This is a genomic window from Prochlorococcus sp. MIT 1342 (assembly GCF_047304495.1).
In the GTDB taxonomy this organism is placed as follows: Bacteria; Cyanobacteriota; Cyanobacteriia; order PCC-6307; family Cyanobiaceae; genus Prochlorococcus; species Prochlorococcus marinus_D.
In genome coordinates this window covers 1000380-1012849 of the sequence record NZ_CP138957.1, presented here as the reverse complement: position 1 = coordinate 1012849, position 12470 = coordinate 1000380, and the positions used below count along the sequence as shown (strand labels likewise).

Here is a 12470-nt window from a genome sequence, read left to right as displayed (position 1 = left end):
TAGTTACACGCCCACTGGCTGTGACTGATCAACAGTCAATCCAGCCAATTGAAGAAAACGATCAGTATGGAGAGTTTCCTCCTGAATCAGAGCATCAACCAACAGATCCATCACTTCCCTTCTTGGCGAAAGCAAGTTAATTGCCTGCTCTAAGGCTTCAACCGCTAAAGCTCGTATCTGCTCGTCTATGACTTTTCCAGTCGATTCAGCGTAGCTCGGGCGTGTATGGATCAAATCACGTCCTAGGAAAACCTCTGAGCCCTCTGTCTCCAACGCGATAGGCCCAAGGCTCGAAAAGCCGAACCGCGTCACCATCTCTCGAGCCAGATGCGCAACGCTCTGCAAGTCGCCACTTGCACCCTGGGTGATTTCATTGAGTCCAAAAACCACCAACTCTGCTGCCCGGCCGCCAAGGGCAACCACAAGCCTTGCGAAGAGATATCCCTTTGTGACCAGGCCTGAATCAAGGATTTCCTCATCTGGACAGAAACGAGTAAATCCGCCAACGCCTCCGCTACGAGGCAAAAGTGTGACCTTATCTATGCGATCGGCATGAGGGGTTAAAGCTGCTACCAAGGCATGTCCAATCTCGTGATAGGCAATCAACCTCTTTTTTGCACTGTCTTGCAGAGGTGCTGCAGAGAGTCCCATCGTGATCCTTTCAAGCGCCGCTTCAAGCTGTTCAGTGCCAATGCATGCTTTCTCCTGCCTTGCTGTGAGGATGGCAGCTTCGTTCAATAAGTTGGCAAGATCAGCCCCTGAGAAACCAGGCGTTCGACGTGCCCAATCCTGCAAACATACCTCCTCAGCAAGGGGTCGAGTTCGAGCATGAACAGCGAGGATTTCCTTGCGACCCCGACGATCAGGAAGGGAAACTTCAATACGACGATCAAAGCGTCCAGGCCGCATCAGTGCCGCATCAAGCACATCTGGCCGATTGGTAGCTGCAAGAAGAATGACGCCAGAATTATCTGCAAACCCATCCATTTCTGTCAGAAGCTGATTCAGAGTCTGTTCTCGTTCATCATTTCCACCACCGATGCCAGCCCCTCGCTGTCTCCCCACAGCATCAATTTCATCTATAAACACGATGCATGGGGCTTTCTCTTTAGCTTTGCGGAATAGGTCTCTTACTCGACTAGCACCCACGCCAACAAATAATTCCACAAATTCAGAGGCCGCCATAGAGAAAAAAGGCACGTCTGCCTCACCAGCAATTGCCTTGGCCAAGAGGGTTTTCCCTGTTCCAGGAGCACCCACTAGAAGAACACCCCTTGGGATCAGGGCGCCAAGCTTGATGAAACTCTCAGGTTGCCGCAAGAAAGTAACCACCTCTTGCAGCTCCTCTTTCGCTTCTTTAATGCCCGCTACATCATCAAAGCGAATAGGTAGATCCTCTTGCGGTTTCAACCGAGGTTGACTACGTCCAAATCCCATTGCTCTGTTTGCCACTTGAGCAGAACGACGAAAAAGAAACGTCAAGCCAACAACAACCATCAAGATCAATACAAGATTGCCGGCCATTCCTGCAAATGCCTGTTCCTGACGAATGTCCTTCACCGTCAGAGAGGTATCAGCAGCCTCGGCGACTCGTAGGATTTGTTGGTAATTATCGAAGATCGCCACCTTCTCCTGGTGTCCATCCTTGAAAACCACCACGACTTCTCGCCGAGCTGGTATCAACTCCAACGACTTAACCTTTTTTTCTTTGATCTGATTGAGCAGCTGGCTATAGCTGATTGTGGGTTTCTGCTTGAAGGGCGCAAAGGATACAGCTTCAGATGAATGCTGAGACTGATCTGCTTCCAGAGATGAACGCTTCAGAGATGGCGACCCCTGCAGTGCCGATGGACCTGAACTCACAGCAACGTTGCGGTGTCCAGAGCCTAGCTATTTGACGCAAGGCCTTACTAAAGGGGAGGATTATCGTTTGGCTGTTCCTGCCTGAGATGGCTGTACCGAAGAAAAAAACCTCCAAAGGCAAACGTAATCAACGTCATGCCATCTGGAAAGCTAAAGCCGCCACAGCGGCTCAACGCGCTCTATCAATCGGTAAATCGGTTCTAAGTGGTCGAGCACAAGGATTTGTTTATCCAATGCAAGAGTCTGATGATGATGAGTCTTGATATCCCCTCTGACCGACCCACATCAACTGGCGTGCAGGCGTAAGGGTAGCGACGACATCAGCCTCTATCCCATCGAGACAAGTTAAGGGAATAGAGGCAAGGATCATGCGCACAAAACCCTCAAACGATTCTTGATCAAGGCAAACACCACGATTTAGTTGCATCAAGCTCTCCTGGTTAGCTTTCCAAATTCGTGTAGAGCTTGGGTCGATTGCTTTCAGGTGCCAGAGAGTATCTAAACGGTCCCATATCGGCACATAGCCGTTCAACGCCTCTTGGACAACAAGGCGATAATCATGCTCAAGCTTGTTTAGCGGTGGTACGAGCTGATCCGAAAATTGGCCTGCCTCTGCAAATTTGCAAGGCAAGCAACCAAGGATCCATCCTTCTATGACAAGTACCTTTGGATCAGAAAGGTGCCAGCCATCTCGATCACCTCGACCATGGCGGAGCGCTTTGTCGAACATCGGTGCTTTTAAGTGACCAGTTGACTGCCATGTATCCAGCACACTGGCCAACAAATCGAGATCATGGCTGCCTGGAAGCGCTCTAGGCACTCTCCAGGGATTACCGCTCATGCTTCGATCGAGCTCAGGGAATGGCCAATAAAAATCATCCAATGAAATCACCTTGATCGGCCAACCAAGTTCTCCAGCAGCGGCTTCGAGCCAACAACCAAGGCTCGTCTTTCCGCAACCCGGAAGGCCTGTTATACCAAGCAATGATCGATCGCTTTTGCCAAGACACCCTTCCACAAGTGTGAGTAACGGCAAACCAAGCCCCCAAATCCAATCGGTGCGGGTAGATGGATGCCAGAAAGGCCTTTTTAGCGAGATGCCGCCTCGCTTTTGCCAATGGATAAGCCAAGCTTGTGGATCAGGCCAACCCAATTGAACGAGTAACTGTTCAAGAGGTTGAATTGGAAAGAGAATCTGGGGGTCGGCAGGGTCAGACCAAGGCGTTAAAAATTTATTTTGATGATGATCAAGAACCAAGCTTGAAGGCCTCGAGGACAACTGCATAAACCGCGCCAATCCTCAGGTTGTCCAAAGCCAACCAGTGCAACGGCCAAGGCTCAATCTCAACACGGCTGCGCAAGAAGACCAATAGCTCAATGATCAAAACCATCACAATGACAACAAGCGGTCTCATATCAATCTTCTGCAGGTAATAGACAGTGAGGTTGCTACCGAGATAAAAACCAAGCAACAAAGCGATCAGAGCAATGCTGCGCCGCCGCCATGATCCAAGCCAAACTTGAGCAAAATGCCCCCACAGCTGACGCTGGAATTGTGCAAAGCGTGTGTTTTGTAGGCTCATGAAGGAGCCATATCGATGAGTCTTTGTAAGTACTCCAGCTTGACCAGCTCATGAACACAAGGGGGGCCTACGAGCACTTTGCAGGGCAACCCTTTGTCACCAAGATGGTCGAACACCGCATTGGCTTGGTGGAACTGTGATTTCAGCTCCTGATCCCATGGGGATGGGGTGAGCAAGCATGGCAGATTTGCAGCTCTAGCGGCAGCAAGTCCAGCTGCAGAATCTTCGATCACTATCACCTCATTCTTGTTGAAACCACTGGCGCAAAGTGCATGCAGATAGCCCTCTGGATGTGGCTTGCCAAGGCAAACATCCTCAGCGGTGATGCATCCCTGGAATGGTGAATCACCATGAGGGAAATTCACCTCAAGCAAGGCGTTTACAGAGTCGCGACCGCTTGTGGTTACCACCCATTGCTCCACTCCATTCAGTTGGAGTTCCGTGAGAAGACGCCGCACACCCGGTCTCCAAGGGACGTATCCAGAACGTATTCTTTCGATGTAGTGGTGTTGTTTACGTCTACGCAACTGAGCCAAAAACTCTTCATTGAACTCTTCTCCCAGGCGCCCAGCATAGGTCTCAACACGTTGTCTCCCACCTGGTATTCGTAGAAGTTCAGCGTAGAGGTGGCGATCCCAAAACCAAGCAAGTTCCGCCTCGGCAAACGCTTCATTAAAGGCCACGCGATGGCCTTCCATTTCTGTGTCAGCAAGGGTGCCATCAACGTCCCAGAACACTGAACAAAGCTTGTTCATGTCTAGCGGCGATACAACTCCCTGACAGCTTGAAGCAACGCTAAAAATGCAAAAGGTTGCCTAGGACCATTGTCATCATCCGAACATCCCACCTGGAGCTGGCAGCTGCCGAGGCCCATCCCCTCTGACCCTCTGCCAGAAGTTCCTCTTCCTTTGCCTCTAAGGGCCGTGCTGGTTCGCAGAGGCGTGCTGGATTCCTCTACAGCTACAACGATCCTGGAACCACCCAAACCACCAGATCCTTGCGATCACTTTCCTGATCTAGCGAAGGCCATTGTGCGTCTGCAGGGAGCCTGTCAAATAGCAGAATCAGTCGCCATCTGTGGCGATTACGACGCCGATGGGATGACCAGCACAGCCTTGCTAATGGTGACGTTGAAGTGTCTTGGCGCTCAACCAATAGCTGCGATCCCGAACCGAAAAAGTGAAGGCTACGGTCTCAATCGCGACATGGTGACAAGGCTTCATGAACAGGGAATTCGACTGATTGTCACCGTCGACAACGGTGTAACAGCCCAAGAGGCACTGCAACAGGCAGAAAACCTCTCTATGGAGGTGATCCTCACCGACCACCACACGCTCCCAGACTCACCTCTTAATGTGCTCTGCCTGCTTCATCCATCAGTAACACCTCAAGACTCACCCTACCGATGCCTGGCAGGCGTAGGTCTGGCATACCTGCTTGCTTCATCTCTTGCTGAAGCGATGGATTGCAAAGAAGCTATAGGGCCTGCAAGAGATTTATTCTGTATTGGAACAGTAGCGGATATGGCACCGCTCACTGGTGCAAATCGAGCCTTCTTGAGAGAAGGTCTGAACAATCTGCATCGAACCCGATGTAAAGGCCTTAGAGCTCTCCAACGGCTGGCTGGTATAGAAGAACGTCCCCTTAAAGCCGAAGACATCGGTTTCCAGCTAGCCCCAAGGATCAATGCCGTAGGGCGTCTAGGTGATCCGCAGCTCGTGGTGAAACTTTTGACTGTCGATAACGAAGACGAGGCCATGACCCTTGCTCGTCAATGTGACCAGCTCAACCGGCAGCGCAAGGATCTCTGTAATGCCATTGAGGCAGAAGCTATAGCCCTGGTTGAGGCCGAGGGTGCAACACCTCCACCATTTTTGATGCTTGCTCAGAATCATTGGCACCATGGCGTGATCGGAATCGTGGCAGCTCGTCTAATGGAAAGATATTTTCGCCCAACTGCATTACTTGCTGGTGAGGGAGACGGACGTCTACGTGCCTCTGTACGTGCACCATCTGGGTTCGCTGTGAATGATTCTCTCAAGGCCTGTGCTGTTCATCTTGATCGCTTTGGTGGCCATTCAGCAGCAGGTGGTTTTACGATTCGAGCTGAAAAAGTAGGAGCACTGCATGAAGCATTAAATAAGCTGGCTAGCAATTGGCATGCAACTGTTGGTGGTGGGGTCTCTATTTCACCAGAAACACTTTTAAAGCTTCATGAGATCAACTTGGATCTATGGAATAGCCTTCAGCAACTAGAGCCCTTTGGCATTGGTCACCCAGCTCCACTGTTCTGGGCACGGAATTGTCTTGTTGTTGACCAGCACAGAATGCGTGGTGGTCACCTGCAACTAATTTTGGCCCAAGGTGACTGCCAGAGAAGGGCAATTGCGTGGCGATGGATAAGCGAAGCCCAAGTTCCTGAACGGATTGACGTAGCATTTCGAATCAACATGAACCACTGGCAAGGGGAGGACCGCCTGCAGATGGAGGTTGTCGCCCTACGGGCATATTGCCCTGAAATCAACCTTCATCGCAAAGATAAAACCTATCGCTGCCTTATCGATAAAGAAGGTCAAATGGTACTAGTTAATCCTAAAGGTGAGGTTCTAAAAGCCATCTTGTCAAGCAATGGAAAGCTTAAATGCACTGACAGTCGAGCTAGACATCCTTACATTCATAACCTGATCGAAGAGGGATTAATAGGTCTGGGACTTCGCCCATGAGTTTTGATCTACGACGGCTCGAACAATTAATCCCAGGAGTGATTGGAAGAAAACAATCTGAGATTATTCAGCTCTTTCAACATCTTTTATGTCTTTTGATTATTGGCCTTCTAATCGGCCTTGCATGCCTGCCACTCAACCTGATTGATGGAATTCAAAAGTCTCTATTTCAGCAGTTACCAGCAACAACAGGAAGTGCATGGCGGCCCATTGGTCTGATATTGGCACTTTTGCCGATAGGAGTGATGCCAATCCTCTTGTTACTGCAGCGGGGGCCATGGCGAGATGCAGCTGGCTCTGGGATACCCCAGACGATGAATGCTCTTGAAGATCACTCACAGCTAGCACCTGCTCTCGCTGCACCTAGAACGATTCAACGTGGCCTTCTCTGGACTATTGCAACGGTTGCCCTTTTCCCTCTTGGACGGGAAGGGCCAGTGGTGCATGTAGGAGCAGCTGTTGCACGTGCAATTCACAAACGTTTTAAGCGTTGGCTCCCTTCACTGAATGAGCGTCAGATTGTCGCTATTGGTGGCGGTGCCGGACTTGCAGGAGGCTTCAATACGCCTCTACTAGCACCAATATTCATGATTGAGGAACTCACAACTGAATATTCCCTCACTTTGATTTGGCCTGCTCTTGTGATTGGAATCTCCGCGGCTTGGTTTAGCAGCGTTGGCGGAGAACCAATCTTCGGTCTTGGCATGATCAATGTAATGGCTCCAGAATCCGAGCAGCTCTTAATTGCTATTCCAATTGGGATTTTGGCTGGGCTTGTGGGGGGATTCTTTAATCGAGGCCTTGTCTGGTGCTCTTCATTTCTTGAACCATGGGTGCGTCAACGACCAATCCGCACTGGGCTTTTGCTTGGAATATGCCTAAGCGCCTTGGCTCTAAGCAGCTGGGGGACAAGCACAGGTGATGGAGAGGGGCTTCTGCAATTGTTGATTCAAGAAGGCATGCCGAACCATTTCCCTGATGGTGGTTCTATTTCACAAGGAATAACGTCTATATGGATCACCTTGGTTCGCGTCTTGGCTCCGATGATTGCACTTTCACCTGGTGTACCTGGAGGCCTTATTGACCCTTCACTTGCGTTTGGAGGTCTCCTCGGTTACACGTTCTGTGGATTGGTTGGTTCAAGCACTCATCTCGGCCTAGGGCTTGGAATGGCTGCTGGTTTGGCTGGTGCCACACAGCTTCCCCTTGTCTCGATTGTGTTCGCCTGGAGACTAGTTGGCGATCAGCAACTTTTTACAGGTGTGATTCTTTGTTCAGTGCTGGCCGCCTACATAGGACGGTTGGTGGCACGTAAGCCCGTCTATCACGCTCTTGCCGAACTTCAAAGACCTAATCGGTTTTGATAGAAGCATAGAAATATAATTGCTGGACCGGCTAGGGCGACTGCGCCAAGTGGCCCAAAGATCTCGAGAATGCGGATGGCAGTGTCCATAGCGACTTAGAGATGATCCCTTTTGACTGGTAGAGAATACGAGATTGCCCTCACATAAAGTGTGACTGATTACCGACTCTGTGATGCCTTGTCACAGCATGAAGGATGAGCGATGCCTGGACGAAGTGGCAATGCATACAAAATTGCGGAGCCTGCTGCCGTCTAGATCCCACTGATCGAGGAGAAGCGATCGCAGTACTGAATGAAAGGCAGCAACAGATTTATTTCGGGATGGTCAACCCCGACGGCTGGTGCAAGCATTACGACACTGGTGGACGTCGTTGTCGCATCTATAACTCCCGCCCTGATTTCTGCAGGGTTGGTTTACTGGCATCACTTTTCAATCTGCCGCAGGACAAATCAGAATCATTTGCAATCCACTGCTGCCGCCAGCAGATTCGATCTGTCTATGGCGGTAGAAGCCGAGAGCTACGAACCTTTGAACGTAGCCTGCGCCTGCCACTTCAAAAAGATGGTTAAGGCATCAACTTCTAAGGACACAATTGCAAAACCCGCTCCTGAGAACGGAGCAATGGGTTTCACAACGGTGTTGTTAACGACATTCACCACAGTCTTTTTGGCTGAACTTGGCGATAAAACCCAGCTGGCAACCCTATTGCTATCAGCTCAGTCAGGCCAACCATGGGTTGTGTTTCTCGGGGCTGCCCTAGCTCTCATCTCCTCCAGTTTGGTGGGCGTCTTGGTGGGTCGCTGGCTGGCTGGAATCCTGCCACCAGAACGCCTGCAAAAAATGGCCGGGGTGCTGATGGTGGGCTTGGGGTTATGGCTTGGACTACAAGCAACACAATCTCTGCTAATCGCAAGCCAATAATTAAGTCTATGGATTTCACCCTGCTGTTATCGACATTCATCACAGTGTTCCTTGCCGAACTCGGTGACAAGACACAGCTGGCAACCGTAGCCATCAGTGGAACAACAAACAGACCTTTTGCTGTTTTTCTTGGTTCTGCAAGTGCTTTGGTCTTTGCAAGCCTGTTGGGGGCCATGGCCGGAGGATCGATGGCTGCTTTAATCCCTGAAAACCTTTTGCAATTGCTGGCTTCGTTAGGCTTTCTGATCATTGGCCTACGCCTTATGTTCTCAAACCTGAGTCTTTCTTCTGCAGAGGAGGAAGCCCCTGAGAAATAAATGCTTTTAAAAGTCTAGAATTAACTCACAGCCAATGTTGACTCTGCGCTGTCTTCGGATTCCTCTTTGGTGATGGCACCGCCGGTAATGAAGACTGGTCTTCTACCTTCCTATCTCAATGAAGTTCACGGTCGCTGACCTGCTTGACCAGTTACCCCCCACTGGGGGACTGGAGATCAAAAAACTCGAAAAAATTCTCAAGCTCACCACAAAGGCCGATCGCGACGGTCTTGAAACAGCCCTTCAGGCTCTCTTGAAGCTCGGCATTGTCAACAACGAAGAAGCCGGTGCAATAAAGCGTAGTGATGACGAGTCACTGATTGAAGCTCGTTTGCGCTGCAGCAGTAAAGGATTTTGCTTTGCCCTAAGAGATGATGGGGGAGACGATATCTATATTCGCGATCATCAGCTCAACCATGCCTGGAACGGAGATCGAGTACTAGTCCGCATCACAAGAGATGGGGGACGTCGAAGATCGCCAGAAGGTGGGGTGCAATGCATCCTCGAAAGGAGCACCACCAGCTTGCTTGGCCATGTTGAACGCAAAGATCAAAATATCCTTGCAATACCTCTTGATGACCGCATCCTTGCAACGATCCAACTGCCAGATGGTGATCAAGCCCATCTGAATGATGTGGAGCAGATAAGCGTGGTGGAGGTGAAGCTTGATCGCTATCCCATTGCCCAGTTCCCCGCTGAAGGGCATGTAGCACGGTCACTTCCCTTGAATGGAGGCCCCTCAAGTGATCGTGATCTTCTTCTTACCAAAGCCAACCTTCAAGATCGACCTGGTCCACCTCGCAGCAGCTTAAAGACCCCAACGGCTAAACATCGGCAAGATCTGAGCTCGCAACCAGCGTTGCTACTGCGTAGCTGGCAGGTATCTGATGCGCCACCCCTACCAGCGGTGTATGTGGAGCCCCATGCAGGTGGCACACGTCTGTGGATTCATGCGCCTGCTGTAGCAGAACGTCTGAGTATTGGGAACAACCTGGATCTCTGGCTAAGAGATCGAGCGGAAGCTCTCTGCCTTGGAGAAGTTTGGCATCCCCTACTCGGCCAAATTCTTTCAAAAGCCTGTTCATTTAAAGTTGGGGAAATCAACGATGCAGTAAGCGTTGCTCTCGACATCTCGGCAGATGGTGAGGTAACTAATTGGCATTTCAGCCTTAGTTCAATCAAGCCAGTAGCCGAAATCGGACCTAAGACCCTCACAGCTCTTAGCAACAGGAAACCAAAAGCAAGAACAGTCCCTGCTGCTCTGAAGCCCGTTAAGGATCACTTAGCCCAACTCGAGACATTAATCTTTTGTGCTCGTACATTGCAAATGGGAGAACAGGCCAGTGGCTCTATAGAGCTTGATCTGGCTGTTCCAGAACTTCAATGTCTTGGCGACCTCCGCTGGGCAGACCCTGATTCATATCATCATCAATGGGCTCTTCCTCTTGATCAAACTGACCCCCAATCAGTTTTGAGCCCAATGATTAGAGCTGCTCATCGTGCCTGGGCGCAACATGCCCAGAACTTGCAACTCCCTGGCCTGGTGATTGAGGCTTCAGAAGCAGACAACAACACCTTGAACGACGTTGCTAAATCAGCATTAGCTCTTGATATTTCCTTGGAACTTGATGAAGAAGGTAGACCTGCTGCCACAGAGCTTGCAAAAGCATTTTCGACAACAGCCTGTCGAAGAGTGCTGGATCAGCAACTACGCCATGCACTGCCAGAAACGGTGTTAAGACTGGGAATTCATGATAGTCAAAAAGAGAATGGAAACATTGAATCCGACCATGAAGACACAAAGACAAAGGATTCGAACCTACAATCACCTTGGTGCTGTCCAACTATCCATTACACCGATCTTGTTAATCAAGAGATCATAGTGTCACTTTTAAGTAACGGTAAAGATCGTCCAAATGTCCGACAAAAGGAAAAAGTGGTTCTGGGGTCCCGTGAATGCTGGCAACAAATCAAATGGCCACTATTCAGCACAAGCCAAGCAAAGAACCTAGAAGAAATCTGCAGTAAAAGCCTCGTGCATCGCCTCAACACACTGCGCCGTCAAGCTGAAGAGCTTCGACAAGACCTGATCGCTATGGTTCAGGCACGTATCGTGGAACCCCTTGTTGGGGAAGAGCATCAGGGGGTGATAAGCGGAGTGCAGAGTTATGGGTTCTTTGTGGAAATTCCACCTTCTATGGCAGAGGGCCTTGTCCACGTCAGCTCTTTAAATGACGACTGGTACGAATATCGCTCACGTCAAAACCGATTGGTGGGTCGCAAGAATCGCAAGATCTATCAACTTGGTGATCAAGTAAACGTGAAGGTTGTCAAAGTTGACGCCTTAAGGAACCAAATTGACCTCGAAGTTAATGGATCAGCAATAACTGTTGAAGCAAATATGAATGTTGATTCTGATCTAACCAATCAAGCAACAACAACAAAAAGTGAGGTCAAAGGCAAAATCACCAAGAATAATGAACAACTAGTCAGCTCAAGTGAGGCATAATTTGTGGATCCCTATGTCCTTGCCGTTTCTGGAGCTTCAGCTCAACCTCTAGCTGAAAGATCGCTGCATCTCTTGCTTGAAAACAACCGTGACGTCCATTTGATTTTCAGCCACGGGGCTCTACAGGTGTGGAAAGCCGAAAGAGGAATTGAAGTTCCAGTGGATCCTTCTGATCAGGAGAAATTCTGGCGCGATCATCTACAAGTAAAAAATGGCAATCTGACATGCCATCGCTGGAATGATCAATCTGCCAGCATCGCAAGCGGTAGTTTCCGCACCCGCGGGATGGCAATTGTGCCCTGCAGTATGGGCACAATTGGTCGAATTAATGCTGGTGTATCAATCGATCTAATCGAGCGTTGTGCAGACGTTCACCTCAAAGAGGGGCGGCCTCTGGTGATTGCGCCAAGGGACATGCCCTGGAGCATCATTCACCTTCGCAACCTCACATCACTTGCAGAAGCAGGAGCCAAAATTGCGCCACCAATTCCTGCCTGGTATACAAAACCAAACACAATTGAAGAGATGGTTGATTTTCTTGTTGTGAGATTGTTCGACCTCTTTGATGAAAGGCTCGCCCCCATTAACCGCTGGAATGGTCCTTCACAATGACAAGACTGCAAAAGTACTTACTTTTGCCTTGCCTGAGTCCTCTACTGGCGGTGGTTGTAGTAGCAGGTTTCAATCTCAACCAACCTGTCAACCTACGGATATTGAATTGGCGATCTCCAACCTGGACACTAGGTGGGTGGATGGTCCTTGGCAGCAGCGCAGGGGCAATTTTCGCCCTAACCACAAGTCTCTCCTTACCACTAAGCAGAGACCCATTACATGATCATTTCCATCAAGGTGTAAGAGAGGCTTCGCCCAATACCAGCACCCCGTGGCAACGAAACTGGCAGGCAGCTAACGATGAACCATCCCAATCAAGACCAAAGCATGATGAGAACCCAGAACGGGATTTAAGAGATCCATCTCCCACGGTGGCTGTGCCATTCCGAGTCGTACGAAGATCATCAGTAAGGCGGCAAACGCATGTTGAGAAATCGCCCCAGCGTCCACCTGTCGAGAGCAACGTTCCACATAGATATTCATCAACAGAAAATGATTCTTGGGGAGATTCTCTCAGTGAGGACTGGTAAACCAATAGCGCATCGAACTCAACGGATCGTTGAGTTCGTCGCCAAGCT

General features: G+C 49.9%; 13 protein-coding genes. 9 read left to right on the top strand and 4 right to left on the bottom strand.

Annotated elements, in window-relative coordinates; genetic code table 11:
• Nucleotides 1–3: 3 nt before the first annotated feature.
• On the bottom strand, nucleotides 4–1863 hold the full coding sequence (gene ftsH / locus SIB79_RS05345) for an ATP-dependent zinc metalloprotease FtsH (protein ID WP_063404006.1): 1860 nt from the start codon (nucleotides 1861–1863) through the stop codon (nucleotides 4–6).
• Between the two features lie 86 nt (nucleotides 1864–1949).
• Between ftsH and rpmF the strand changes: the two genes are divergently transcribed.
• Nucleotides 1950–2126, top strand: a complete 177-nt coding sequence (rpmF, locus tag SIB79_RS05340) for a 50S ribosomal protein L32 (RefSeq protein ID WP_011130135.1) — start codon at nucleotides 1950–1952, stop codon at nucleotides 2124–2126.
• On the opposite strand, the gene SIB79_RS05335 is transcribed toward rpmF, so the two are convergent.
• Genes SIB79_RS05335 through SIB79_RS05325 form a run of 3 tightly spaced genes read right to left on the bottom strand, consistent with a single transcriptional unit; the run spans nucleotide 2090 to nucleotide 4201 of the window.
• A complete protein-coding gene (locus SIB79_RS05335; protein WP_413681159.1) occupies nucleotides 2090–3121 on the bottom strand; it encodes a kinase in 1032 nt (343 codons plus the stop codon). The genes rpmF and SIB79_RS05335 overlap by 37 nt on opposite strands.
• The gene (locus SIB79_RS05330; protein WP_063404008.1) at nucleotides 3111–3446 is read right to left on the bottom strand and encodes a DUF565 domain-containing protein; all 336 of its coding nucleotides are present in this window, start codon (nucleotides 3444–3446) and stop codon (nucleotides 3111–3113) included. The genes SIB79_RS05335 and SIB79_RS05330 overlap by 11 nt, the downstream gene beginning before the upstream one ends.
• Nucleotides 3443–4201, bottom strand: a complete 759-nt coding sequence (locus SIB79_RS05325; RefSeq protein ID WP_063404009.1) for an HAD-IA family hydrolase — start codon at nucleotides 4199–4201, stop codon at nucleotides 3443–3445. Before SIB79_RS05325 ends, SIB79_RS05330 begins: the two co-directional genes overlap by 4 nt.
• 69 nt (nucleotides 4202–4270) lie before the next feature.
• Here SIB79_RS05325 and recJ point away from each other — a divergent pair, with 69 nt between their 5' ends.
• The 8 genes from recJ (at nucleotide 4271) to SIB79_RS05285 (ending at nucleotide 12422) form a co-directional block, all read left to right on the top strand.
• On the top strand, nucleotides 4271–6169 hold the full coding sequence (gene recJ / locus SIB79_RS05320) for a single-stranded-DNA-specific exonuclease RecJ (protein ID WP_063404010.1): 1899 nt from the start codon (nucleotides 4271–4273) through the stop codon (nucleotides 6167–6169).
• A complete protein-coding gene (locus tag SIB79_RS05315) occupies nucleotides 6166–7533 on the top strand; it encodes a chloride channel protein (protein WP_063404011.1) in 1368 nt (455 codons plus the stop codon). The genes recJ and SIB79_RS05315 overlap by 4 nt, the downstream gene beginning before the upstream one ends.
• Before the next feature lie 194 nt (nucleotides 7534–7727).
• Nucleotides 7728–8102 carry a YkgJ family cysteine cluster protein gene (locus tag SIB79_RS05310; RefSeq protein WP_063404012.1) on the top strand — a complete coding sequence of 125 codons (375 nt, stop codon included), beginning with the start codon at nucleotides 7728–7730 and terminating at the stop codon, nucleotides 8100–8102.
• A 52-nt stretch (nucleotides 8103–8154) separates the two neighbouring features.
• Nucleotides 8155–8454, top strand: coding sequence for a TMEM165/GDT1 family protein (locus SIB79_RS05305; protein ID WP_011130142.1), 300 nt, complete (start codon nucleotides 8155–8157; stop codon nucleotides 8452–8454).
• Nucleotides 8455–8462: 8 nt separating this feature from the next.
• Nucleotides 8463–8771, top strand: coding sequence for a TMEM165/GDT1 family protein (locus tag SIB79_RS05300; protein ID WP_063395925.1), 309 nt, complete (start codon nucleotides 8463–8465; stop codon nucleotides 8769–8771).
• A 118-nt stretch (nucleotides 8772–8889) separates the two neighbouring features.
• Nucleotides 8890–11280 carry an RNB domain-containing ribonuclease gene (locus SIB79_RS05295; RefSeq protein WP_063404013.1) on the top strand — a complete coding sequence of 797 codons (2391 nt, stop codon included), beginning with the start codon at nucleotides 8890–8892 and terminating at the stop codon, nucleotides 11278–11280.
• 3 nt (nucleotides 11281–11283) lie between these two features.
• Nucleotides 11284–11892: a flavin prenyltransferase UbiX gene (locus SIB79_RS05290; RefSeq protein WP_063404014.1), complete on the top strand. Its 609-nt coding sequence runs from the start codon at nucleotides 11284–11286 to the stop codon at nucleotides 11890–11892.
• Entirely contained in the window at nucleotides 11889–12422 is a 534-nt protein-coding gene (locus SIB79_RS05285; RefSeq protein WP_074161347.1) for a hypothetical protein, read from the top strand. The genes SIB79_RS05290 and SIB79_RS05285 overlap by 4 nt, the downstream gene beginning before the upstream one ends.
• The last annotated feature ends 48 nt before the right edge of the window (nucleotides 12423–12470 follow it).